Origin of the sequence: Candidatus Palauibacter sp. (assembly GCF_965237495.1) — a bacterium.
Classification (GTDB): Bacteria; Gemmatimonadota; Gemmatimonadetes; order Palauibacterales; family Palauibacteraceae; genus Palauibacter.
In genome coordinates, this window is record NZ_OZ250143.1 from 2,264,979 (window position 1) to 2,289,782 (window position 24,804).

21 protein-coding genes are annotated in these 24,804 nt (G+C 70.6%); 7 read left to right on the forward strand and 14 right to left on the reverse strand.

Annotated elements, in window-relative coordinates:
* Window positions 1-74 precede the first annotated feature (74 nt).
* The 5 genes from cysS to glmM all read right to left on the reverse strand — a co-directional run bounded on the left by cysS (window position 75) and on the right by glmM (window position 6,023).
* A complete protein-coding gene (cysS, locus tag ACPXY0_RS09935; protein WP_423924385.1) occupies window positions 75-1,550 on the reverse strand; it encodes a cysteine--tRNA ligase in 1,476 nt (491 codons plus the stop codon).
* On the reverse strand, window positions 1,547-2,185 hold the full coding sequence (locus ACPXY0_RS09940; protein ID WP_423924386.1) for a hypothetical protein: 639 nt from the start codon (window positions 2,183-2,185) through the stop codon (window positions 1,547-1,549). Before ACPXY0_RS09940 ends, cysS begins: the two co-directional genes overlap by 4 nt.
* A gap of 28 nt (window positions 2,186-2,213) precedes the next feature.
* Entirely contained in the window at window positions 2,214-2,684 is a 471-nt protein-coding gene (locus tag ACPXY0_RS09945) for a YkvA family protein (protein ID WP_423924387.1), read from the reverse strand.
* 98 nt (window positions 2,685-2,782) lie between these two features.
* On the reverse strand, window positions 2,783-4,639 hold the full coding sequence (glmS, locus tag ACPXY0_RS09950; protein WP_423924388.1) for a glutamine--fructose-6-phosphate transaminase (isomerizing): 1,857 nt from the start codon (window positions 4,637-4,639) through the stop codon (window positions 2,783-2,785).
* Between the two features lie 7 nt (window positions 4,640-4,646).
* Window positions 4,647-6,023 carry a phosphoglucosamine mutase gene (gene glmM / locus ACPXY0_RS09955; protein WP_419942244.1) on the reverse strand — a complete coding sequence of 459 codons (1,377 nt, stop codon included), beginning with the start codon at window positions 6,021-6,023 and terminating at the stop codon, window positions 4,647-4,649.
* Window positions 6,024-6,271: 248 nt separating this feature from the next.
* Here glmM and ACPXY0_RS09960 point away from each other — a divergent pair, with 248 nt between their 5' ends.
* The 7 genes from ACPXY0_RS09960 to ACPXY0_RS09990 all read left to right on the forward strand — a co-directional run bounded on the left by ACPXY0_RS09960 (window position 6,272) and on the right by ACPXY0_RS09990 (window position 14,845).
* On the forward strand, window positions 6,272-7,432 hold the full coding sequence (locus ACPXY0_RS09960) for a cystathionine gamma-synthase (RefSeq protein ID WP_423924389.1): 1,161 nt from the start codon (window positions 6,272-6,274) through the stop codon (window positions 7,430-7,432).
* Between the two features lie 125 nt (window positions 7,433-7,557).
* Complete coding sequence (locus ACPXY0_RS09965; protein WP_423924390.1) at window positions 7,558-8,547, forward strand: M48 family metallopeptidase; 990 nt, start codon at window positions 7,558-7,560, stop codon at window positions 8,545-8,547.
* A 42-nt stretch (window positions 8,548-8,589) separates the two neighbouring features.
* Window positions 8,590-9,915 carry a phosphoribosylamine--glycine ligase gene (purD, locus tag ACPXY0_RS09970; protein ID WP_423924391.1) on the forward strand — a complete coding sequence of 442 codons (1,326 nt, stop codon included), beginning with the start codon at window positions 8,590-8,592 and terminating at the stop codon, window positions 9,913-9,915.
* Between the two features lie 10 nt (window positions 9,916-9,925).
* Window positions 9,926-10,777 (forward strand): bifunctional DNA-formamidopyrimidine glycosylase/DNA-(apurinic or apyrimidinic site) lyase, encoded by an 852-nt coding sequence (gene mutM / locus ACPXY0_RS09975; protein ID WP_423924392.1) that lies wholly within the window; start codon window positions 9,926-9,928, stop codon window positions 10,775-10,777.
* 157 nt (window positions 10,778-10,934) lie between these two features.
* Window positions 10,935-11,528 (forward strand): RNA polymerase sigma factor, encoded by a 594-nt coding sequence (locus ACPXY0_RS09980; protein WP_423924393.1) that lies wholly within the window; start codon window positions 10,935-10,937, stop codon window positions 11,526-11,528.
* Between the two features lie 277 nt (window positions 11,529-11,805).
* On the forward strand, window positions 11,806-13,929 hold the full coding sequence (locus tag ACPXY0_RS09985) for a hypothetical protein (RefSeq protein WP_423924394.1): 2,124 nt from the start codon (window positions 11,806-11,808) through the stop codon (window positions 13,927-13,929).
* A complete protein-coding gene (locus ACPXY0_RS09990) occupies window positions 13,922-14,845 on the forward strand; it encodes a hypothetical protein (protein WP_423924395.1) in 924 nt (307 codons plus the stop codon). Before ACPXY0_RS09985 ends, ACPXY0_RS09990 begins: the two co-directional genes overlap by 8 nt.
* On the opposite strand, the gene ACPXY0_RS09995 is transcribed toward ACPXY0_RS09990, so the two are convergent.
* The 9 genes from ACPXY0_RS09995 to ACPXY0_RS10035 form a co-directional block, all read right to left on the reverse strand.
* On the reverse strand, window positions 14,842-15,636 hold the full coding sequence (locus ACPXY0_RS09995) for an Mrp/NBP35 family ATP-binding protein (RefSeq protein ID WP_423924396.1): 795 nt from the start codon (window positions 15,634-15,636) through the stop codon (window positions 14,842-14,844). The genes ACPXY0_RS09990 and ACPXY0_RS09995 overlap by 4 nt on opposite strands.
* A gap of 147 nt (window positions 15,637-15,783) precedes the next feature.
* Window positions 15,784-16,035 (reverse strand): NifU family protein, encoded by a 252-nt coding sequence (locus ACPXY0_RS10000; RefSeq protein WP_419934972.1) that lies wholly within the window; start codon window positions 16,033-16,035, stop codon window positions 15,784-15,786.
* 106 nt (window positions 16,036-16,141) lie between these two features.
* Window positions 16,142-18,592 carry a penicillin acylase family protein gene (locus tag ACPXY0_RS10005; RefSeq protein WP_423924397.1) on the reverse strand — a complete coding sequence of 817 codons (2,451 nt, stop codon included), beginning with the start codon at window positions 18,590-18,592 and terminating at the stop codon, window positions 16,142-16,144.
* On the reverse strand, window positions 18,589-19,158 hold the full coding sequence (locus ACPXY0_RS10010; RefSeq protein WP_419942255.1) for a hypothetical protein: 570 nt from the start codon (window positions 19,156-19,158) through the stop codon (window positions 18,589-18,591). Before ACPXY0_RS10010 ends, ACPXY0_RS10005 begins: the two co-directional genes overlap by 4 nt.
* Before the next feature lie 4 nt (window positions 19,159-19,162).
* Entirely contained in the window at window positions 19,163-20,065 is a 903-nt protein-coding gene (locus tag ACPXY0_RS10015; RefSeq protein ID WP_423924398.1) for a hypothetical protein, read from the reverse strand.
* On the reverse strand, window positions 20,062-21,078 hold the full coding sequence (locus tag ACPXY0_RS10020; protein WP_423924399.1) for a hypothetical protein: 1,017 nt from the start codon (window positions 21,076-21,078) through the stop codon (window positions 20,062-20,064). The genes ACPXY0_RS10015 and ACPXY0_RS10020 overlap by 4 nt, the downstream gene beginning before the upstream one ends.
* A 7-nt stretch (window positions 21,079-21,085) precedes the next feature.
* Window positions 21,086-22,078 (reverse strand): ROK family protein, encoded by a 993-nt coding sequence (locus tag ACPXY0_RS10025; RefSeq protein ID WP_423924400.1) that lies wholly within the window; start codon window positions 22,076-22,078, stop codon window positions 21,086-21,088.
* Between the two features lie 132 nt (window positions 22,079-22,210).
* A complete protein-coding gene (gene lepA / locus ACPXY0_RS10030) occupies window positions 22,211-24,013 on the reverse strand; it encodes a translation elongation factor 4 (protein ID WP_423924401.1) in 1,803 nt (600 codons plus the stop codon).
* A complete protein-coding gene (locus ACPXY0_RS10035; protein ID WP_423924402.1) occupies window positions 24,010-24,738 on the reverse strand; it encodes an MBL fold metallo-hydrolase in 729 nt (242 codons plus the stop codon). Before ACPXY0_RS10035 ends, lepA begins: the two co-directional genes overlap by 4 nt.
* Window positions 24,739-24,804 lie beyond the last annotated feature (66 nt).

Consider the following 24,804-nt stretch of genomic DNA (forward strand, 5'->3'; position numbering starts at 1 on the left):
GAACAGTTTGCTAACGTACGGACCCTCTGGCCCGATCGTCAAGCATCGAGAGCCGGCATTCCCGGCGGCGGGCGCTATCGCGGCACCCGCGGCACGAGGACCGTATGCGACCCCACGCGGAGACGGGTGAGGTCCGCCAGATCCTCCACCACCACGCCGCGCGCCTCCAGCTCCGCCCGGATCGCGTCGGCCCGGGCGAACTCCCGGTTCGCGCGGGCACGCTCGCGGTCGCCGACGCGGGCCCTGGCCCATTCCACGAGTCCTTCGTCGGCCCCCGCGGACTCGAGGTCGCGGAGCGCCAGCACGCCGAACACGCGGTCGAAGGCGTCGATCACGGCGAGGACGGCCTCGGCCCCCGATGGGGCGTGGGGACGGCGGACGTCGAGCGTCTGGTTCGCCTCCCGAACGAGCCCGAACACGGCGGAGAGAGCTTCGCTCACGTTCAGATCGTCGTCCATCGCGGCCTCGAAGGCGTCGCGGCTCCGCCCCGCGAGCGTGCCGAGGTTCGCCGCTCCGTCGCCCCGTCCGACCCCGGCCTCGATCGCCGCGCGCAGGCGGCGTCGGAATTCGTGCAGTCGGGTCACGGCCCTTGCCGACGCCTCGAGGCCCTCGAAGGTGAAGTTCAGCTGCGTCCGGTAGTGTCCGCTCAGGAGGAGATGCCGGATGGCCGAGGGCGCGTGTCCACGCGCGGTCAGTTCCGGGATCGTGAAGCAGTTGCCGAGCGACTTCGACATCTTCCGCCCCTCCACCAGAAGGTGCTCGGCGTGCAGCCAGAACTTCGAGAAGGTCTTCCCCGTAGCCCCCTCGGATTGCGCGATCTCGTTCGTGTGGTGCGGGAAGAGGTTGTCGACGCCGCCCGCGTGGATGTCCAGCGTCTCGCCCAGGTAGTGCATGGCCATCGCCGAGCACTCGAGGTGCCAGCCCGGCCGGCCGGTCCCCCACGGCGATTCCCACGCCGCCACCGCGCCCTCGCCCCCCCGGTCCCCGCCCTTCCAGAGAACGAAGTCCCTGGGGTCGTCTTTGTCGTATTCCTCGTCGCCCGACGCGCGGCCCACGGTCGCCACTTCGGCGGCGTCGATGCCGGCCAGCCGACCGTACTCGGGGAAACGCCCGATCGCGAAGTAGACGGAACCCTCGGTCTCGTAGGTGAGCCCGCGGGCGGAGAGCACCTCGATGAGCCGGATCATCCCGGGGACGTGTCGCGTCGCGCGGGGGACGTGTTCCGGCTCCTCGAGCCCGAGCGTGCGCCAGTCCTCGAGGAACATCTCGATGACCGGATCGGTCACCTCCGCCAGCGAGACGCCGCGCGCCCGGGCCGCGGCGATCGTGCGGTCGTCGACATCGGTCAGGTTCATGACCTGTTCGACCTCGTACCCCTTGAACCGGAGGTAGCGCCGGAGGAGGTCCTCCCAGGTGAACGCGCGGAAATTCCCGATGTGCGCGCGGTCGTAGACCGTTGGCCCGCACGTGTACATCCGGACCCGGCCGGGCTCGACCGGTTCGAAGGGGCGGAGTCTCCGCGTGAGAGAGTCGTGCAGCCGAAGACTCATCGACCGCGGGGCGGGAGGTAGTTCTCCGCCCGCCAGGATCGGTAGGCGGCGATCTCGCCCTCGCCTCGCTGACGAACGACGGCGAGGCACCCGCCCAGCTGACGGTTCGACCGGTCGAGGATCAGGCCGCCGAGAACGTCGGCCTCGCGCGCGAACACCAGTTCATCGAGCGGCTCGTACGCGGGCCCGCCGAAGAGCAGCCTCGCTACGATCCACCCGTCGATGAAGCCGTCGAGGGCATCGATCTCCCGCCCGAGGAGCGTTTCGCAGGGCACGTCCGGGTCCTGGCGGACCGCGTGCATCCGGAGGACGACGTAGCTCTCGTACGCGCGGCCGGCTTCCCTCAGGTTGCCCGGCATCACGAGTGCCGCGAGCGAGTCGGTCACGACCTCGGCCGCGTTCCACGGCCAGGCATCCCGCGCCTCGGACTCGTCGAGATCACGCCCGAAGGACCGATAGTAGAGGACGAGGGGATCTTCCACGAGATCGGTCATCAGGGAGTCGGAGCGGTCGCGGAAGCGGAGGAGACGGTCCGCTTCGAACTCGACCACCGCGCCGGAGGGGGCCGTCAGACGGTACTGGGCCTCGGCCGGCGTGGCGGCGACGATGCCGGCCGACAGCCCGACCAGGAGCACGAACGCGGCTCTCCCGCGAGCGGAGCGGCTAGCCGACCGGAGTGAGTCTGAGCGGCCCGCGTTCCGTATCGGAGTCCGGCCGCCGGTCGAGGAGCCCCGCGAACTCGAGAACGTCGTCGCCCGCCCCGCCGAGCAGTTCCCGCTCGCGGGCGAGCAGATGGTTCGAGACCTCCAGCGCCGAGCGCTCGCCCGTCCAATGCTCCTCCACCACATCCCAGCCAAGTTCCTCTCCGATCCGGTGCGCCACGTAGGCGCAGCAAAACACGTCATCCAGAGAGCCGTAGGGCCCCACCTCATCCTCCGGGATCACGTCATCGGGACTCACGAGGTAGGCGATGGCCGCGTCCACCAGGAGGCGCTGCTGCCGGCCCAGGCGCGGATCCTTCATGAGGGTGAACATCAGCATCCCGTAGACGGGGGCGAGGACGACCACGTCACGCAGGGTGCCCGCGTACTTGGCCACCTGCTCCGTCAGCCCCTGGAGGTACGCACTCCGCATCCCTTCCGCTCCCGCTCCCGTGGGTTCCTCGGCGTGAGACGGGGCCCGCTCACCGGCCGGCCCGCGCCGCCCGGACAAACTATCGGTGGGGCGGCCGGCTATTCAACCGTGACGGTCTTGGCGAGGTTCCTCGGCCGGTCCACATCGCACCCCCTCAGGACGGCGATGTGGTAGGCCAGCAACTGCAGCGGCACCACGTTCACGATCGGCTGGAGCAGGGGGAGCGTCTTCGGCACCCGGATCAGATGGTCTACCCTCGCGACGAGCTCCTCGTCCTCGCCGGTCGTGAGGGCGATCACGCGCCCGCCGCGGGTCTTCACCTCTTCGATGTTGAGCAGGATCTTCGGGTAGACCGAATCCCGGGGGGCGATGAAGACGACCGGCATCTCGTCGTCGATGAGCGCGATCGGCCCATGTTTCATCTCCGCGGCAGGATACCCCTCGGCGTGGATGTAGGAGATCTCCTTCAGCTTCAGCGCGCCCTCGAGGGCGATCGGGAAGTTCGGGCCCCGCCCCAGGTACAGGAAGTTCGCGGCATCCCCGAATTCCTCCGCCACGCGACGGATGCGGGCCTCGCTCTCGAGCACCTCCTCGAGGAGGGCGGGAAGCCCCCGGATCGCCCGGACGAGCCGGCGCCCGGCCTCGCGGTCCAGCCCGCGCCGTCTCGCGACCATGAGCGCGAACAGAGCCAGGGTGGTGATCTGCGCCACGAAGGCCTTGGTGGAGGCGACTCCGATCTCGGGTCCCGCGTGCAGGTAGACGCCCGCGTCCGTTTCGCGGGCGATCGTCGACCCCACCACGTTCACGATCCCGAACACGGGGACGCCACCCCGTTTGGCCTCGCGCACGGCCGCCAGCGTGTCCGCCGTCTCGCCGGACTGGGAGATGCCCCCCACCAGCGTGGCCGCGTCGAGCACCGGGCTACGGTATCGGAACTCCGAGGCGTACTCGACCTCCACGGGGATGCGCGCCAGTGCCTCGATCAGGTACTCGCCCACGAGCGCCGCGTGCCAGCTGGTCCCGCAGCCGGCGAGGATGATCCGCTCGGCGCGCGAGATCTCCGGTTCGAGTTCGTCCAGCCCCCCGAGACGCGCCGTACCTTCCTCCTCCAGCAACCGGCCGCGCGTCGCATCGCGCACGGTATTCGGCTGTTCGTGGATTTCCCGCAGCATGAAGTGGGGGTATCCCGCCCGTTCGATCCTCTCGAGGTCCCAGTCGATGTGGCTGATCTCCTTCCGGATCGGTTCCCGGCCGACTCGACCGTGCCCCGCCCCGAGTTCGATCGTCTCGTAGCCGCCCGGGGTGAGCACGGCGATCTCATCGTCGTCCAGATAGACGACCTGTCTCGTGTGCCCGAGGACCGCGGCGACATCGGAAGCCACCCAGGTCGCCGCGTCGCCGTCCTCTCCGATCCCGAGCAGCAGGGGTGCCGAGCGGCGCGCGACCACGATCTTGGCCGGATCGGCCTCGCTCATGACCGCGATCCCGAGCGCGCCCTCGACCTGGGTCAGCGCGGCCGCGACGGCGCGCTCGAGGTTCCCTTCGAACGCCTCCTCGATGAGGTGCGTGAGTACCTCCGTGTCCGTGTCCGTCGTGAACCGATGTCCGAGCTCGGTAAGTTTCGTGCGGAGCACGTGGCAGTTCTCGATGACCCCGTTGTGGACGAGCGCCAGTTCGCCCCGACAGTCGGTGTGCGGATGCGCGTTGTTCCGGGTGGGCGCGCCGTGCGTCGCCCATCTCGTGTGCGCGATGCCCATCTTCCCGTCCGCTGGCTGTTCCTCGAGCATGGCGGCGAGGTTGTCGACCCGGCCGGCGCACTTGCGCAGCACGATCCCGGAGAGGCCGTGAACGGCCAGGCCCGCGGAGTCGTACCCTCGGTATTCCAGGCGGCGGAGCCCGTCCAGGAGCACCGGCGCCGCCTGCTCCGGGCCCGCGTACCCGACGATCCCGCACATCGGTCGTTCAGCCCGCGACGCGCACGAGTCGTTCGACCCAGTCCGCGCGGGCGTTCGCCAGCGTCTCGTCCGCGGCCTCCGCCATGATCCTGAAGATCGGCTCCGTCCCGGACGGCCTCGCATGAACCCACGATCCGTCCGGCCAGTCGAGCCGGATCCCGTCCTGAAGGTCCCTCCGGGTCTCCGGCGCGGCCGCGGCCGCGATCGACGCGAGCGCCTCATCCACGCCGAGTCCCTCTCGAGAGACCTTTCGCTTGACGATCCTGTACGAGGACCGCTCGTCGACGAGACGGCCGAGAGAGGACCCGCTTTCCGCCAGGAGCTGCAGGATCAGGGCGGCGGCGAGCGGCGCATCACGGGTCAGATGCAAACCGGGATAGATCACGCCGCCGTTGCCCTCCCCTCCAATGCTCGCGCCGACCTCCAGCATGCGGGCGACGACGTTCGCTTCCGCCACCGGCGTCAGGTAGAGCGGCGCGCCGACCCGTTCGGCGGCATCCTGCACGGAGCGGCTGGAGGAAAGGTTCGTCACGACCGGCCCCGGCTCGCGCGCCGCCACGAGTTCGACCGCCAGCGCCAGCGTCCAGTCCTCTCCCACCGGCCGCCCGTTCTCGTCGACGAGGGCGAGCCGGTCCACGTCGGGGTCCACGGCGAACCCCACATCCGCTCCCGTCGCGGCGACCAGCTCCGATAGCCGCCCGAGGTTCTCGGGCACGGGTTCGGGGGGCCGTGTGAACCGACCGTCCGCCTCGAGATCGAGGCCGCTGACGCGACAGCCCAGCCGTTCGAGGAGCGGTGGAAGGATCAGCCCGCCCGCCCCGCGGACGCAGTCCAGCGCGACGTGAAAGCCACACGCCGCGATGCGCGCGGGCTCCACGAGCGGGAGCGCCAGAATCGCCTCGACATGGGCGGGGATCGCCCCTTCGCGCGCGGTCCGGGTCCCGATGTCCATCGGGCCCGCGTACGCGATCTCCCCCTCGAAGCGGCGCTGGATGTCCCGCCCGGCGGCCGGCGACACGAACCGTCCCTCCCGCGACACGAGCTTGAGCCCGTTCCACTCCGCCGGGTTGTGCGAGGCGGTGACGAGAAGTCCGCCGACCGCTCCCTCGTCTCCTCCCACCGCCAGGAGGCCCGTTGGCGTCGAGACGATGCCCAGGTCGCAGACATCCAACCCCACGGCCCGTACGCCGGCCGACGCCGCGTCGAGCAGCGCGGGTCCGGAGACCCGGCTGTCGCGTCCCATGAGAACGACTCCGCGGCCGGGGTTCCCGGCGGCGACATGCGCGGCGAAGGCGGCGCCGTAGCGCGCAACGATCTCCGGCGTGAGCCCCTGTCCGACGATGCCGCGGATGCCTGAAGCGGAGACTATGAGTGATCTGGACACGCTTCGCGTACCCCCGTACCCGGTCTTCGGGATCCCGTCGGCGGGGAGCGGCGCGACCGTGGCCGCCCCCATCCGACGCGGCAGGTGAGCTGGACGGCCGTAGTCTAATGGCCGGGGGTCGCCGCGGCTTGGCGAGGCCGCACGCCGCCTCCGGTCGCCCCGCCCGGATTCCGGGAATACCTTCCCCCGGCAACCCAGCGACGCGCAGCGGCGCGCCGCCGGCCTCGACCCGAACCGGAGACGACGACGTGGACCCAGCCGCCCAGCGCTTCGGGACACGGGCCGTGCACGCCGGACAGCGCCCCGACCCGACGACCGGCGCGATCATGACGCCGATCTTCCAGACGTCGACCTACGTCCAGGACGCCGTGGGTTCCCCCCGGCAGGGGTACGACTACGCGCGGGTCAGCAATCCCACCCGGGACGCGCTGCAGGCGAACCTCGCCGCGCTCGAGAACGGCCGGCACGGCGCCGCCTTCTCCTCGGGCCTGGCCGCCACGGAAGCCATCATCAAGACGGTGCTCGACGCCGGCGACCACCTCATCTGCGGCGCGGACGTCTACGGAGGCGTCGACCGCATGCTTCGATACGTGTGGGGTCGGTTCGGAGTCGCGTTCGATTTCGTGGACACGACCGACCTCGACCAGGTCCGGGCCGCGATCCGGGCCGAAACGCGGCTCATCCACGTCGAGACGCCGAGCAACCCGACGATGACGATCACGGACATCGCGGCTTGCGCCGGGATCGCGCACGCCGCGGGGGCCGTGCTCTCCGTCGACAACACCTTCGCCACGCCCTTCCTCCAGCGGCCGCTCGACGAGGGGGCGGACATCGTGATGCACTCGACGACGAAGTTCCTCAACGGCCACAGCGACATGATCGGAGGGGCGCTGCTCACGAATTCCGATGAGCTCGACGAGGGTTTCCGTTTTCAGCAGAGGACGACCGGTGCGATCCCGGGCCCCTTCGACTGCTGGCTGGTCCTGCGCGGCACCAAGACGCTGCACCTGCGCATGCCCGCTCATTGTTCGAACGCGAGACGCGTCGTGGACCTTCTGCGCGGACACGCCGAGGTCGAATCCGTGCGTTACCCGGGTCTCGAGGACCACCCGCAGCATGAGCTCGCGAAGCGTCAGATGCGCGACTTCGGGTCGATGGTGAGCTTCGATCTCGGTTCGGAGGCACGGGCGAACCAGTTCGCCGCCTCGACCCGGCTCTTCCAGCTTGCGGAGAGCCTCGGCGGCGTCGAGAGTCTCGTCTCGATCCCCTCGTCCATGACCCACGCTTCGGTGCCGGAGGAGAAGAAGAGGGAGATCGGACTCGGTCCGGGACTCGTGCGGCTCTCGGTGGGGGTGGAGGACGGCGACGACCTTGTGGACGACATCGCGCAGGCGCTCGCCGCCCTCTGAGCGGACGGCCGGATGCCTGAAACAGGCGACGGGGGCCTGACGTAGGAGCGGGGGCGCGGACGGCGGGCCCGGCGCGAGGGCGGCGGGCCGAACGCGAAACGGTGTGGCGCGCAGGAGAGTGACCCATGGCGGCAACCGAAGACAGCCAGAGACGGATCCTCAAGCAGATCGCCCCGATCTCGTGGGAGCACCCGGCGGATCGGGCGGCCCTCAACGCGCTGCGCAGGATTCCGGGGTTCGACCTCGTCCTGCGCAAGATCTTCGCGCTCTTCGGGGAGCGCGCGCTCAGGCTCGCCTTCAAGGCGAACGCCGTGCGGACATCGGAGAAGCAGTACGCCTGGGTCCACGCGCGGCTGGCCCGCGTGTGTGAAGTCCTGGACCTCGAGAAGCCGCCGGAGTGCTACATCTCGCAGACCCCGATCGTGAACGCGGGCGCCGTCGGCTTCGGGGAGCCGTTCATCGTCCTCAATTCCTCCATGCTCGAGGTGCTCTCCGAGGAAGAGGTCGAGGCCGTGCTGGGTCACGAGGTCGGGCACATCCTCTCCGGCCACGTGTTCTACCGGACGCTGCTCCTCCTGATCTTCAAACTGGTCCTCGTCCGCTACACGCTCGCCGGCCTCGCGCTCGGACCGATCCTCATGGCCCTCTGGGAGTGGTACCGGAAGAGCGAACTCTCCTCGGACCGCGCCGGCCTGCTCGCGGTGCAGAACCCCCGGGTCACGATGTCGGCGCTGATGCAGCTCGCGGGCGGCACCCGGGGCGTCGACCTCGACCTCGACGAGTTCATCGCCCAGTCCGACGAATACCGTGAGGGCGGCGATCTCCTCGACTCGGTCTACAAGATCCTCAACGTGCTCGGCCAGACGCACCCGTTCGCGGTCATGCGCGTCGCGGAACTGCGGGACTGGATCGAAGGCGGCGAGTACGAGCGCATCCTCTCGGGCGAGTACCAGCGTCGGGGCGAGAAGGACGACCACCCCTATCGCGAGGATCTGAAGGAGGCGATGACGGGCTACCAGGAGGGCGCCCGCGAGATCTTCGACGAGGTGGACGCCGCGGTCGACCGGCTGCGCGGCCGGATCTCGGAGACGTTCCGGGGCCGCAAGGAACGCTAGCTGCCCGTTGCCGGGCGGGCGCTCGCCCGTCATCCTGCCGCCATGAACCTTCTGATCATCGGAAGCGGCGGCCGCGAGCACGCGATCGCCGACTGTCTGCGGCGAGACGCCCCCGACGCCACGATCCACGTGGCGCCCGGCAATCCGGGCATGCGGGGCACGGCCGAACTCGTCGGCATCCCGGCCGGAGACATCGACGCGCTGGTCGAGTTCTCCGTCGAGCACCGCATCGATCTCACCGTCGTCGGGCCGGAAGCGCCGCTCGCCGCGGGGATCGTGGACCGTTTCCGGGAGGCCGGGCTTCCGGTGTTCGGGCCGGACCGCGACGGGGCGCGCCTGGAAGCTTCGAAAGCCTTCGCCAAGCGGCTCATGCGCGAGCGGGGCGTGCCCACCGCCGACCACGAGACGTTCGACGATCCCGAAGCGGCGCTGGACTACGTCTCCGGTCACGACGAGCCACTCGTGGTCAAGGCCTCCGGCCTCGCCGCCGGGAAGGGCGCGATCGTCTGCGAGTCGCGTGCGGAGGCGCGGACCGCCATCCGGGAGATGATGATCGGAGGCAGGTTCGGCGACGCGGGCGCGCGCGTCGTGATCGAAGAGTTCATGCGCGGCGTCGAGTTGTCCGTCTTCTTCGTCGCGGACGGGGAGCGGGCGGTTCCCCTCCTCACCTCGAGGGACTACAAGCGGGTCGGAGACGGAGATCGCGGACTCAACACCGGGGGGATGGGGGCGTACGCCCCGGCCGGGCCGTGCGGGCCGGCGTTCATCGAGCGAGTGCGGCGGACGATCGCCCAGCCGGTCCTCGAGGCGATGAGCGAGGCGGGCGCGCCGTATCGCGGCTTTCTCTACGCGGGCCTCATGCTCACGGAGGAGGGGCCGCGGGTCGTCGAGTTCAACTGCCGCATGGGGGACCCGGAGACCCAGGTCGTCCTCCCCCTCACGCGCTCGAACCTGCTCGAACCCATGCTCCGCGTGGCTCACGACGATTCGCTTCGCGGCTGGCACCCCCAGGCTTCGACCGGCGCGGCCCTTGTGACGGTCATGGCGAGCGCCGGCTATCCCGAGGGCTCCGACTCGGGGCGGCCGATCGAGATCCCGGCCTTCGACCCGGAGAAAGTCAAGGTGTTTCATGCCGGAACGACCATTCGCGGGGACCGGCTGGTCACGGCGGGCGGGCGCGTGCTCGGGGTCACCGGGTTCGGCACCACACTCGAGCAGGCGGCGCGACGGAGCCGCGAGGCCGTCGAGCACATCCGGTTCGAGGGATCGCACTCTCGCGCCGACATCGGCTGGCACGAACTCGAGCCCGCCCGGCTCGCCGCGGGCGAGCGCGCTCTGATCGCGCCCCCCGGGGACGCGAGGCCGTAACCGACCGATCGTGCCGGAGCTTCCCGAAGTCGAGACGATGCGGCGCGACCTCGCCCCGCTGCTGCGAGGCCGGCGCATCGCGCGCGTGCGCGTTCATTACGACGACCTCATCCTGGGCGGCATGACGGGACCTGCGTTCCGGCGCGCCGTTCGCGGCCGCACCTTCGGGAGCGCGGGACGGCGCGCGAAGTACCTGCTCTTCCCGCTGCACGCCGCGAACGACCTCGAGGGTCCCGTGGAGCGCGTCCTGCGCGTGCAGGTGCGCATGACCGGCCGGTTCGCGCTTGCGGCCGACCGACCGGACGGGCCCGAGTTCCGGCACCCGGGGGTCGACTTCGTCCTCGACGACGGCCGAACGCTGTTCTACGACGACGTGCGCCGGCTGGGCGGCTTCGACCTGCTGACGCCGGATGCGTGGGAGGCGCGCGCCGCGGCACTGGGACCCGAACCGCTGGGCCGGGCGTTCACCGCGGCGGAACTGGCGCGGATCCTCGCGCCGCTACGCGCCCCGATCAAGAACGTCCTTCTGGATCAGAGGAGGCTGGCGGGCGTAGGGAACATCTACGCGAGCGAAGCGCTGCACCGCGCCCGCATCGACCCGCGGCGGGCCGCCGGCTCGCTCGACATGTCCGAAACGCGCCGGCTGCAGCGCGCGGTTCGGGCCGTCCTGCGCGAGGCGCTCGCGGACGCGGGAACGACGTTCCGGGACTACCGGACCGTGAACGGTCTCTCGGGGTCCTTTCAGACCCGACTTCGCGTCTACCAGCGCGAAGGATCGAGATGTCCGCGCTGCTCCGGGTCGATCGTGCGGATCGTGCAGGCGGGGCGGAGTTCCTTCTTCTGCGCCGACTGCCAGCGCTGACCGGGGGCCGCCTCCTCGGCGCGGGCGATGCCGTCCGCGGGGCGCCGGCCGCATATTGAGCACCCGGCGCGGGTAGAGTGGGCCGGAAGTCGGAGCGCAATGCCGCCGGCCCGCATGTCGCGGGCCCTGTCGCCGCCACTCGAACGGGCGAGATGGAGTGGGCTACTCGGATCACAGCGATCAGACGCTGGTGGAGATGTGTCTCCGCGGCGACGAGCGGGCCGCACGGGAGATCGTGCTGCGCTTCGAGCGCCCGGTGTTCTCCCTCATCCTTCGCATGGTTCGTGATCGCGAGCTGGCCGAAGACCTGGCCCAGGAGACCTTCGTCCGTACGCTGAACAACCTCCGCCGCTACGATCCCTCCTACAAGTTCTCCTCCTGGCTCTTCAAGATCGGCTACAACCTCACGATCGACCATCTCCGGAAGAAGGAACTGCACGTCGTGTCGATCCATGGAGCGCCGGACGCCGTGACCCCGGACCGGCGCGCCGCGACGGAGATCACCCTGGTGTCGCCGGACGAGCGGCCGGATGAGCTTCTCGAGGCGCGCGAACTCGGGTCCGAGATCGAGAAGGCGATCGGGCGGTTGAGGCCCGAATACCGGACGGCGATCCTCCTCAGGCACGTCGAGGGGCACACGTACGACGAAATCGCCGGGGTCATGGACATCCCGCTGGGGACGGTCAAGACCTATATCCATCGGGGCAGAAACGAACTGAAGGCCGCTCTCGTACATCTGACCGAGCCCTAGTCTGGCAGTCCGTGGAGTAACCCCGCGTCGCACCGAGAGCGGGGACGCGCGCGCGTGACGAAACCGGCCCGCGAAGGCGAACGTATGTGGACCCCGGGACCGCCTCGCGGAAACAGGAGCGAACGTGCGGCATCTGACGCCTGACGAAATCCAGCGACGCGCCGAAGAGCGAGGCGCTTCGCCCCCGCCCCGGGGCGCAGGGCGGCATCTGGCGTCGTGCGCTCGTTGTCGGCGAGAAGTCGAGGCGCTTCGCGCCGTGCTCGTGCGTCTCGATGGCATGGAACGGCATCGACCCGCAGCCGGGTTCGCGGACGGTGTGGCGCGCCGGATCGAACTGGCGGGGGCCGCCCTGGATCGCGAACTGGGCCGGCTCCCCGGTTGGTTGCCGGCGCCCGGCTTCGCGTCCGCGGTGCTGGCCCGCGTGCGGCTCCCGGTGCCGTGGCCCGAACGTCTGCTTCGATTCGCGCGCCGGCGCCGGGCGGCGCTCGCCACGGCCGGCACCGCGACGCTGAGCGTCTCGGCAGGGGTCGCGGCATGGCTGTTCGGAGTCGGAGGCTTCGCGCCCGGCCAACTCCTCGCGTTCACGCTGGATGGCGCGCGGGCGGTGCTCGTGGACGCGGCGCTGGCCGCGGGGCGGGTCGGGTATCGCCTGGGTCTCGTGGACGCCGGCGGGTCGGTCCTCGATCGGATCAGCCCCGCCGCGGCGCTCACGAGCCTGGCGCTGTCCGGCCTCGCCGGCATGGCGTCGCTGTGGGTCATGACCGCGCTCTTCCGGCGGCCGGCGCGCCAGCCGGTCCGGCTCCGCGGAACGGCCGGCGTCGTCCCGCTCGTGGCGCTTCTCGCCTGCTTCCCGGGACCGCTCCCGGCGAGCGCGCAGGAGGTCGAGATCGCGGACGCCGTGATCACGCTTTCCGCCGGCGGGCGCGCCGAGTTGTGGTTCGAGCTGGAGGACGGCACCGAGCATCGGCTGCGCTTCGAGGGGGAGACCATCGAGCTCGACGGCGCGGTGATCGGCTCCTACGGGGACCCCGGCACGATCGTCGTCGGCTGGCGTGAGTTCCTTCGCGAGCACGCCGGGGAGGACGGCGCGAGGGTGCGCGAGGGCCTCCGTGGCTTCCGCGCCCTGCTGGCCCAGTGGTCCACGGTCCAGACCGGGTCCGAACGGGACGCGGCCCGGGCGCTGGGTCTCCGTTTGGAGGAGATCCTCGAGCCTGCCGTGGAGGCCCCGGCCGTCGCAAGAACTGACGAGGGAGAGACGGGGCTTCGCCCCGGGTCGTTGCAGATCGTCCCCGGCGGACTTGGGTTCGATGTCGGCGACCGACTGGAACGCCTGCGGGACGCGCTCCGTCGGCTGGGCGCCGCCGGGGAGTCGGTTGAAGGCGACCTGGCCATGATCGTGCACGGAGACTACCGGATCCCGGCGGAGACTACGATCACGGGAGACATCGCGATTCTCGACGGGACGCTGAGCCTGGCCGGCGCGGTCGAAGGCGATGCGCTGCTGCTGGACGGAACGCTCCTGCTCGTCGACGCTGCCCGGGTGGAGGGCGATGTGCTCCGGGTCGGTGGCGAACTCCTCTTCCGCGGGGAAACGGCCACGATCGGGGGCGAGATCCTGTCTGACATCGCGCTCGCCGCGCCCGACCCCGCCACGGAGGTCGCTCCGCAATCGCCGCCCGGTCCGGCGGCCGAGGTGGTCGCCGGCTCGGCCCGGCAGCGTGCACGCGGGCCGGGGCCCGGGTCCCTTTTCCTGCGCAACCTGGGCAACGCGGCCGAAGGTCTGATCGGGGCCATCTCCACCCTTGTGGGCCTCGTCGTGCTGGGGCTGCTCCTCGTCTACTTCGCGCGCAGCCGGATCGAGACCGTCTCGGATACGGTGCGGCGCGAGTTCGCTCGCTCCTTCGCCATGGGGCTCGCCGGACAGATCCTCTTCTTCCCCGCCCTCCTCGTGCTCATCGTGCTCGTCATCACGTGGCCCGTCGTGCCTTTCTTCGTGCTCACGGTCGGGCTCGCGGGGCTCGCGGGGTACGTCGCGGTGGCGCACGGCGCCGGCGAGATGTTCGCCCGCCGCCGCTACCGCTACGCGTGGATGGAGGGACTCCGGCGATCGAACTCCTACTACTACGTCGGCAGTGGACTCATCCTGCTCATCCTCCCGTTTGCCGCGGGCGCGCTCCTGTGGGTGTTCGGCGGGGCGGCGGGCTTCGTGCGCGGCCTGATCTTCTTCGTGGCGGGCCTCGGGACCTGGGTCCTGGTCACCGCGGGGTTCGGAGGCGTGCTGCTCACGCGCGCCGGCAGCCGCAGCGTGGTCATCGACTGGTCGGCCGGAGCCGAGCCCGGGGACGTCGGGATCGAGGTCGATGTCGCCGATGAGCCTTCCGGTCCGGCCCCCGATGCCTGATTCGGGCTCCCGCCGAGCCCTGACGGCGGCCTTCCTCTCCCTGATCCCGATCTGTGCGGCCTCGCCCGGAGCCGGACAGGAATGGCATGACTTCCGGTCGGCGCGACAGGTCGGGGATGTGGAGCGGCTGGACGTGCATTTGCTCTACGCGGGGGGCACCCTGCAGGTCTCTCCGGCGGAACCGGCGCTGCTCTACGACGCGCGGCTCCTCTATGACGCCGCGCACTCGGCACCCGACCGGAACTGGCGCCGCGACGGCGACACCGGGCGGCTGCGGTTCGGCACGACGTTGCTCTCCGAACGCCGGGATGAGGAGGAAGCCGCGGCTCGCCTGGACGAGTGGGATCTGGAGTTCGACCTGGCGGATCTGGACCGCGGTCTCGATCAGGGGGGACGTCTCGCGTTCTCCGTCAACCCGTCCGTGCCCACCACGCTTCGGGTCGGCGTAGGGGCCGGGCGGGCCCGGCTCGAGCTCGGCGGGATGACGCTCACGGCGTTCGAGTTCCTGACGGGCGCCGGCGACGTCCGGGTCGGCTTCGCGCGCGAGAACCGGGTGCCGATGGAACTGTTGTCGATGAAATCGGGCGCGACGGGGTTCGTGGCGGAGGACCTCGGCAATGCCCGCTTCGAGCGCATGGAGTTCGACGGCGTCGTGGGGGATGTCGTGCTCGACTTCTCGGGTGCATGGCGGTCCAGCGCCGAGGCCGAGATCCGGATGGCGCTGGGGGAGCTGGTCATCCGGGTTCCGCCGGAGATCGGCGTGCGCGTGCGGCGGAGCGGACTCGCATCGCTGGCGGCGGAGGATTTTCGGAAAGTCGGGGACGCCTACCTGAGCCCCAACTGGGAATCGGCCCGGGTGCGGCTGGAGATCACCCTCGTGGCGGGGCTCGGCAGCGTAACGGTCGAGCGCGGCTAGCCGCCCGGTTCCCCTGGCTGGCGCCGTTTGGCTTCCATCTCCTCGAGCCGGGCCGTGGCGGCCGTCACGATGCGACCGAAGGCCCGGGCTTCCGGCGCGTCCGGCCTCCCCATGGAGGTCGGGATTCCGCGGTCGCCCTCCTCGCGGACGGCCACCCCGAGCGGGACGGCCCCCAGGAAGGGAACGTCGATCGATGCGGCGAGCCGCTCTCCCCCACCCGCGCCGAAGATGTCGTGGATCTCGCCGCACCCGGGACACGCGAAGCCGCGCATGTTCTCGACGATCCCGAGGACGGGCACCCGCAGCTTCTCGAACATCCGGATGCCGCGAAGCACGCCGCCGACGGCGACATCCTGAGGCGTCGTGACCATCACGGCGCCATCCACCCGGACGAGCTGGCACAGCGACAGCTGAGCGTCGCCGGTCCCGGGGGGGAGGTCGATGACGAGGTAGTCGAGTTCGCCCCAGGCGACCTGCTGCAGGAACTGCCGGATCACCCCCATGATGATGGGCCCGCGCCAGATCGCCGGAGCATCTTCCTCGATCAGAAACCCGATGCTCATGAGCTTCACCCCGTGCGCCTCCAGCGGCACAACCTCTTCACGATCGATCCGGGGCTTCCCCTGTATGCCGAACATGGTCGGGATGTCGGGACCGTAGATGTCGGCGTCGAGCAGGCCGACGCGGTGTCCGCGGCGGCTCCAGGTGGCGGCGAGATTCGTCGAGAGAGTGGATTTTCCGACGCCCCCCTTCCCTGAACTGACGGCGACGACGCGTCGGACTCCCGGCATGGGCGGGGCCTCCGACGGGTGCCGGCGGGACGCTTCGCGGTCGTCCCCCCTCGGAGGAGGGCCGGGACGTTTCGGCGCCGGGTCGATGATCGGGAGCGGCCGGGGGCCGCGCGCGGGAGTGTCGGACACAGGGGTTCGGGCGCCTGACTAGGCGACGGCCTCGACCGAGTGGACCACGGGAAGCGCGTGCCGCAGCTGATGCTCGATTCCGGCCCGCAGGGTGGCAGTGGACATGGGACAGTCGTAGCAGGCGCCGACGAGTCGAACTTCGACGAGGCCGTGCTCGGGCTCGAAGGAGACGAGTTGGATGTCGCCGCCGTCGGCCCTCACAGCCGGGCGGATGTCGTCGAGGATCTTCTCGATCTGGTCGAGCGTGCTCTCGCCGGTGGCGGTACTCACCTCAGTCGGATCCTGGCGCGGGTCGGGGGCGATTCCATACCCCTGGGGTGCCCTGGAAATCGGCTCCCACGGCACCGGCGAAAGTTAGGATTCCGCCGTCCGGCGGTCAACGAGAGCGAGGGGGGTCCGAGAACATCCCCGGGCCTTCGCGCGGAAGGAAGTGGAGCTCGTCCGCAGCGGGGTCGGGCGGGCGGCCAGGTTGAAGTTCGATCAGCGGGCTCTCCGCCCACACGGCGGCCATGTCGCGGTAGTGGGGGTCGAGAGGGTTGCCCGCCTGGCCCGTCGGGAGGAGGAAGTGGCCCGTCATCCGGCCGGGCGCAGCGCGGGCGACGAACCGCGCGCTGGGCCCGTACTCGCTCACGACGGGAAGGTGCCACGCGGTCGAGTCGAGCCGGGCTCTCAGCGACGGGGCGTCGGGGCGCACGGTGTGCCGTCCGCCGCGGGAGGGGTACGGACCGACGTGGAAGCCGAAGACGCGGTCGAGGAGTCCGACGGTCCCGAGCGGGTGGGCCGAGCGCTCGCGGTGGACCTCCCCCCAGGCACGGCCGAGCGACCCCGCGGCGGTCCGCGCGGCTTCCTCCTCCAGCGTCCCCAGCGTCTCGATCTCGGGCGTCCCGGGGTCGTCGATCCAGACGGTCACATCGTTCTCGACGATCTCCATGAAGGCGAGGTCGGGAAACCAGCCATCTCCTTCCGTGAACTCATCCGCGACGAGGAGTTCGCGGAGCCGGTAGAGCCAGGTGTAGAACGGCGCCGCCCCGAGCGACGTGGTTTCCGTGCGCAGGTCCCATGCCTCGAGGACGGCCGCGAGCGAGTCGAGACCCGCGCGGCGGGCCGCGCCGACCGCGCGCGGACGGTAGCGCTCCGCCCACAGGCTGTAGCTGTCCAGCTGGGTCGACCGCATCTCGTCGACGGTCCAGTCCGTGGCGCTCGAGACGAGGTCCTCGACGCGACGCGCCCTGAAGGGAGCCGGGTAGTCGACGCCCACCCGGCCGTAAGCCGGCCGGGACTGCAGGTTGTTCGCACTGACGAGGTATCCGCTCCCGGGCGCACGAAGCGCCGGCATCGCGTCCTGAGGCCAGAATCCCGTCCAGCCCGCCGGCATGCGCTCGAAGGAGATCGGCAGCGCCCCCGAACCCGGCGGCCGGTTCGGGACGGACCCTCCCATGCGGTATCCGATCTCCCCCTCCGCCGTCGCGTAGATCACGTTCTGGTGCGGGGACCGGAAGCGCACCACGGCCGCCTCGAAAGCGGTCGCATCGCCCGCCCGGTTCATGCCGCGAAGGCCCGCCACGGCACCGCCGGGCTCGAGCCCGGTCCAAAGCATGGAGAGCGTGAGACCGCCGGCAGGCACGAGGTCGGTGATTACGGGCCCGCGGACGGTCTCGCGGACGACCCATGTCTCCGGTTCGTCCCGGCCCCGTATGCTGATCTCCTCGGTCCGCAACTCGAAGGGGCGCCACCCGTCGGTATCCCGGTACATCGACCCGTCGAGGTTGATCCCCTCGACGATGAAGTCGGCGTCGTCGACCATCGCGTTCGTGAACGCCCACGCGACATCGCGATTGAGTCCGATGACGACCCCCGGGACGCCCGGGATCGAGAGTCCGGCCACGGCTTGCTCGGGCTCCCTCCACGCGATGGCGTTCAGATACCAGGTCGAGGGGGCGCGCAGCGACAGGTGGGGATCGTTCGCGAGCAGAGGGTATCCGTCCGCCGTACGCGATCCCGCCAGGGCCCAGGAGTTCGACGCCCGGAAGCCCAGATCGAGCACGGACAGGCGGGGCGGGCGACCCCGGGGAGCGCTTCCGGATACGGACGCGGCGGCGATCTCCGCGGCCTCCGGCTCCGAGGCTCTTGCGAGGCGCGGGGGCGCGGTCCCCGCCGGGAGTGTGTCCTGGAGAATCGTGGGCCCCCACGCCGGATAGCCCGCGCCGAGGGCACGCCGACGGGCGACGTCCAGCGTCGCCAGCGCGCGGGTCCGCGACAGTTCGGTGCGCCATTCGGTGAGATCCAGCGCCATGATGCGGCCGATCGAGAGCGAGGCCTGCGCGCTCCACGGTTGTGGCTCGATCCCGAGCAGGAGGAACTCCGGGGGCCACGGCCCGCGCCAGCTCGCGATGCGGGCGTTCACGCCCTGAGCGTAGGCCTCGACGGCGGCCCGGTCCGCAGGCGTCGCGGATTCGAGTTCCCGGCCGGCCGCCGACCACACGTCGAGCGTCCGCATGAGCCGGTCCGCGTCGAGCGCCGCCTCGCCGAAGAGTTCCGCCAGACGCCCGCGCGCCACACGCTGGAAGAACTCCAGCTGCCACAGCCGCTCCGAGGCGTGCACGAATCCCTGGACGCGCATCGCGTCGAGTTCGGTAGCAGCCGAGATCGAGGGGATGGCCCATTCGTCGAAGGTCGCCGTGGCCGCCCCGGTGAGGCCCGCGATCGCGTGTTCGCCGGAACGCGGCTGTATCGACCGCTGCAGTTGGAAGAAGGCGAAGGTCGCGACGAGCCCCCCGGCCATCCCCAGCGCCGCGAGGACCGCGGTCGCCCGGCGACGCAGCCTCACAGGTCCTCGCGCTCCTCGTCCGGAGGCGGGCCCGCGTCGCGCAGCGCCCGGCCCAGCGACACGTACCGGTCGCCATCGCGGATCACGAGCGCGCGGGTTACGAGGTCGTCGAGCACCCCCCGCACCCGCTCCACCGGGAGATCGAGCCGGTCCGCGAGGGGAGACGCACGGGTGCGACCCAGCACCCAGATCTCCCGCCACACGGCAACCGTGCCCGCGTCGAGGGCACCCATGAGCAGGGGTTGCCCGTCCGCGCTCTCGGCCGCCGCCGCCAGGCCCTGCCGCCGGAGGGCGGACTCGATCGGCTCAAGGTGATGTTCGGCGATCCCGCGGAAGAGGACGAACCGCCGCCGGGTCGAAGGGTCGGACGCGAGGAGGACCAGCTTCGCCACGATCTCGTCCGCGCACGAAAAATCGATCAGGGGGACGTGGCGGAGGTCGAGGACCGCCAGGACGGTGCGGCCCGCCGCGGCGATCTGGCGTTCGACGTTCGTCCGCACCGTACGGCCGGTGGGCCGGGTGACGAGATAGCTGAAGAGCCTGGTGTGGGCGATCGCCGGCCTCATGGCATCACGACTCCCCCCGACCCGCCCGCTCCGGCAGCAGGATGAGGACCTGAGCGCCCGGGAATCGCGTGAGCCCGGTCCGGAGCGGATCGGCGTCGTCCCACTCCGGAACGCGGGCGATCATCGCGTCGCCGCTCCGGATCCGGACGACGCCGTTCCACTTGATGACCTGGCTCCGAATCGCCTGCAGCCCCTGGCCGCGCCCCGGGTCCGGGAACCTCGATTCGCCGCGCAGGAAGGCGGCCTCGAGCACCGAGGCGGCCGACCACGATTCGCCGGTGCGGCGCGCGTGTTCGGCGCCCAGCGAGCCCTCGAACCCGACCCCGACGTCCATCACCGCGAGCACGACCACGTCGCGGCCGAGGCGGCGCTTCCACCGATAGCGCTGGGCGCAAACCCAGCCGATCGAGCCGGCGTGTTCAAGGATGTTCTGACATACCTCCGACAGCATGACCGAGAAGTGGATCACGGCCGGCTTCGGGTAACCGAGCCGCCGGTGGAGGATCCGCTGCGCGCGCTCGCGGACGCCCTCCACGACCGAATGCACATCCTCGTGCGAACGGATCGGCGTGACTTCGATCAGCGCATCGGTGATGCTGGGCGGGCGCGGTGGCACCGCCTTGAGGTCGAACACGTCGGCCGCTGCGGTCCAGAAGTGCATCCGGTTGATGTAGGAGCGAACCTCCGCATCCCGAGGAGGCTCGATGAGCGGAGGCAGCCCCGTGCGGAGGCGCGCTTCCTGCCCGACCGCGAGCAGGCCGATGAGCCCGTACGGCGACACCCAGCGCACCGCCCGGGCGTCGAGCAGCAGCCGGGCCTGCTCGTCGCCGCCGGAGCGTACGCGGCCGATGAGCACCTCGAACGCCGCCTCGTCCAGCGTGGCGGGGACCCGGACGACCCGGCTCACGCGGGACCTCGCTCCCGCGCGCGCGCGGCGCCGGTGAGCAGGCCCGTCTCGGACCGCAGGAACTCTCCCAGGCCGGTCGCTCCGCGGAAACCGGCGTTCTGCCGGGCGGCCCGCGTCGCGGCCCGCATCGAGTCCTCGAGATCCTCCCCGCCCAGCATCGTCGCGAAGCAGGTGGCCCCCCATACGTCTCCGCAGCCCGTGGGGTCACCGCCCGCGACGGCGGACTCCGGCTCGACCTTCCCGCTCACCAGGGCCTCGGCCGGTTCCAGCGCGTGCAGGGGAGCGCGCGGCGCGGTCGGCGCCTCCCGGAAACTGCGCGTCGCGACCCAGGCCGAGCCCCGCTCGCCGAGGGTGACGAGGAGCCCGCGCGTCACCGGACCGACGACATCGGCGGCCAGCGCCCAGGGGTCGTCCCAGCCCGCGGCGAGCGTCATGAGTTCGTCCTCGTTGAGTTGCACGATGTCGAAACACGAGAGCCAGGCCCGCCAGTCGGCGAGGGGTCGCGGCGCACGAACGCCGTCCGCCCCGACCCCCAGCATCAGCGAGTGCAGGTCGGCGTAGACCGAACCGGCCGTCGCGGGCCGCAGCGCGGCGGCGGCCGGCAGATCCAGCTCCCAGCCCGCGATGAAGTTCACGTAGACGGCGTCGCACGATCGCGCGAGCGGCAGCACCTCCTCCGCGGTCCATCCCGGCACCCCTCCCGTGAGCTTCTCGCACCGCCGCGCATCGTCGCGGTAGACGAGTTCGACCCGATTGTTCGGTTCCGGCACGGTGCGGACGCCGTCGAGGGAGTCGAGACGCTCGAGGCTCCCGAGGAAGACGTCAGCGGCCTCACGCATGTCCTGTCCGATCTTGATGATCGGGAAGAGGGACCAGTCCTCCCCGAGCGCCGCATCGGCGGCGGCGAGAGCGTAGGCGATCCCGCCCCACTCGCGGACCGGTGCCTCCCGGCCGATATCGCGCGCGCGGATCGTATCCCACACCATCGTCCCCACGATCCCCAGCCGCGGCATTCGAAACTCAAAGACCTCCGAGTCGGGCAAGATGGTAGGTGGCGGCGGCGCCGATCACGCCGGCCATGCCGCCGAGTTCGCTGCTCACGATCCGGCAGGCCTCGGCCGCGGGGCGAAACGCCCGCTTTCGCACTTCGCGCCGAAGCGGATCGAACAGATGCTTCCCCGCCCTCGTGACCCCCCCGGAGACGACGATCATCTCCGGGTTCAGCATGTTGATGAGGTTCGCGAGGCCGGTCCCCAGAAAGGCCGCCGTGTCCCGCATCACGCCGACGGCGTAGTCGTCTCCGGCCACGATCGCGTCCGACACGATCTCCGCCGTGACGGTCCGCAGATCGCCCCCCACCAGATCGGGGATCAGGCTCGCGGCCCCCGCCTCGAGTCCCTCGAGCGCCCGGGCCGCGATGGCGGGCCCCGACGCGTAGGCCTCGAGACACCCGTAGTTCCCGCAGCGGCACTTTCTCCCCGTGAAGTCGATCGTCATGTGCCCGATCTCCGCGGCCACATCCGATGTCCCGTGGTAGAGTTCCCCGCCCAGCATGATCCCGCCGCCGATCCCCGTCCCGAGCGTAACCCCGACCAGATGGTCGACCCCGCGCCCCGCCCCCTGCCACCATTCGCCGAGCGTCGCCGCGTTGGCGTCGTTGTCGAGTTCCGCCTCGAGTCCGGTCGCCTTCACGATAAGGTCGCGGAGGGGAAAGTTCCTCCAGCCGAGGTTCGGCGTCTCGATCACGGTTCCGGCCTCGCGGTCCAGCGGTCCCGGGGATCCGAGCCCGATTCCGACGAAGGCGTCCTCCCCGAACCCCCCCTCACGGGCCGCGTCGCGCTTGACCTCGAAGATCATCGACACGATGCGGTCGACGACGAACTTCGCGCCGACGTGCGCGTCGGTCGGGAGCGTACGCATGCCGAGGACCGTGCCGCCGCCCACCGGCACCGCCCCCACCTTGATCGTCGTCCCCCCGAGGTCGACGCCGATGATGTAACGCCTGTCGCTCACGCTCACGCCCACGTCCTCTCTCCGGGGTTCGGCGGGATTCCAACGCCCGGTCCGGGAAATGATAGACCGCCGAGCCGGCCCCCTCCAAAAGACCGACGCCTCGCGGCCGCGGGTCGGCGGTGCCCGCGGCTGTCAGTCGCCCTCGACCTGCAGCACGGCGAGGAAGGCCTCCTGGGGAACTTCGACGCTACCCACCTGCTTCATCCGCCGCTTCCCCGCCCGCTGTTTCTCGAGGAGCTTCCGCTTGCGCGTGATGTCGCCGCCGTAGCACTTGGCGGTCACGTTCTTCCGTAACGCCTTCACCGTCGTCCGCGCGATCACGTCCCGCCCGACCGCCGCCTGAATCGCCACATCGAAGAGTTGCCGGGGGATGAGTTCCTTGAGCTTGCGGGCCATCTTCTGCCCCAACTCGTAGGCCCGGCTCCGGTGGACGATGACGCTCAGGGCGTCCACCGAGTCACCGTTGAGCAGGATGTCCAGCTTCACGAGGTCCGACGGCTCGTGTCCGGAGATGTCGTAGTCGAGCGACGCATACCCGCGCGACACGGACTTCAGCTTGTCGTAGAAGTCCAGCACGATTTCGCCGAGCGGCATCGAATAGGCGATCTCCACCCGGGTGGGGTCCAGGTATTGGAGGTTGACGTACCGGCCGCGGCGGTTGTGGCAGATCCTCTGAATCGCCCCGATGTAGTCCGCCGGCGACACGACCCGGATCTGGACGAACGGCTCCCGGACCTCGGCGATGTGAACGCGCTCGGGCATCTTCGACGGGTTCTCGAGCCGGATCTCGTCTCCGTTCGTGAGGGTCAGCTCATACTCGACGCTGGGCAGCGTCGTGATGAGATCGACGCCGAACTCGCGCTCCAGCCTCTGCTGCACGATCTCCATGTGGAGGAGTCCGAGGAAGCCGCAGCGGAAACCGAACCCGAGCGCCTCCGATGTCTCGGGTTCGTAGTGGAGGCTCGCATCGTTCAGCTGGAGCTTCTCGAGCGCCTCGCGGAGTTCCTCGAAGGCGTCCGAGTCCGTCGGGTAGAGCCCCGCGAACACCATCGGCTTCGCCTCGCGGTAGCCGGGGAGGACTACCTGAGCCCGGTCGTCGGCGTCGAGAACCGTGTCCCCCACCCGGGTGTGCCCCACGTTCTTGATCTGCGCCGTGAGATAACCCACCTCGCCGCAGCCGAGGGCGCCGGTCGGCTCGAAGCCGAGGCTCATGAAGCCGACCTCGTCGACCTCGTACACCGCGTCGTGCCGCCCGAACCCGATGCGCATGCCCTCGCGGAGGTGGCCGTCGACCACGCGCAGGATGGGCACCGCTCCGCGGTAGCGGTCGTACTGCGAGTCGAAGATCAACGCTCTGAGCGGTGCGTCCGGATCTCCCCCCGGAGGCGGCACCCGCTCGACGATGGCTTCGAGGACCGCGTCGATCCCCTCCCCCTCCTTCGCCGAGGCGTGGATCACCGCGGCGGGATCGATCCCGAGCAACTCCGACACTTCCTCGCTCACCCGCTCCGGATCGGCCGCCGGGAGATCGATCTTGTTGATCACGGGAACCACCCCGAGGCCCGCTTCGACGGCCAGGAAGAGGTTCGCGAGCGTCTGCGCCTCGATGCCCTGCGTCGCGTCGACGACGAGCAGAGCGCCCTCGCACGCGGCCAGACTCCGACTCACCTCGTAGGTGAAGTCGACGTGGCCCGGCGTGTCGATGAGGTTGAGTTGATACTCCTCCCCGTCGGGGTGCCGGTAGGACATGCGGATGGCGTTGAGCTTGATCGTGATCCCGCGTTCGCGCTCGAGCTCCATGGAATCGAGGACCTGCTTCCGCATCCTCCGGGGGTCCACGGCGCCCGTGCGCTCGAGCAGCCGGTCCGCCAGCGTCGACTTTCCGTGGTCGATGTGGGCGATAATGGAGAAGTTCCGGACCCGGTTCGGGTTCAAAGCTCCACCACCAGTCCGTCATGGGCGGGTTCGATGCCCGGTGGCACGCGGCGCACGATCTCGGCGTGGGTCGTTCGGTGCGCGATGTGCGTGAGGTACGTCCGCCGCGCCCCCAGTCGCCGCGCGGTGGCGACCGCCTCCTCGATCGAGAAGTGTCCGGGGTGCGGGTCCCCGAACCAGAGTGCGTTCATGATGAGGACGTCCACCCCGGCGAACACCTCGACGGCATCCTCCGGGATCGACTTCGCGTCGACGAGCACGCCGAGCCCTCCCGTGCGGAAGCCGTAGCTGCGGTACACGCCGTGCGGGAGCGCGACGACCCGCAACTCGAGCCCGGCCGGCGCGATCACCTCGCGATCCTCGAAGGTCCTGAGGTCGAGTTGCGGCACCGCCGATCCGGGCTGCGCCCTGCCGCCGCCCCAGATATACGAGAAGCGCCGCCGGATCGCGGACTCGAACTCCCGCGCCACGTAGAGGGGGATCGGGCCGCCCCGGCGCAGGGAAAAGATCCGCAGGTCGTCGATCCCGTGCGTGTGGTCCGCGTGCTCGTGTGAGAGGAACACGGCGTCGATCCGGTCGACCTTCGCGCCGAGGAGCTGGACACGAAGTTCGGGGGGCGTGTCCACCAGGAGGCGGGCCTCCCCCGCCTCGATGAGGAGGCCGTGACGCGTCCGGCGGTCCCGCGGGTCCCGGGATCGACAGGTGGCGCAGCGGCAGCCGATCACCGGGACTCCGAACGAAGTACCGGTTCCGAGGAATCGGACTCTCACGGTCGGCCGTCAGCGCCGGAA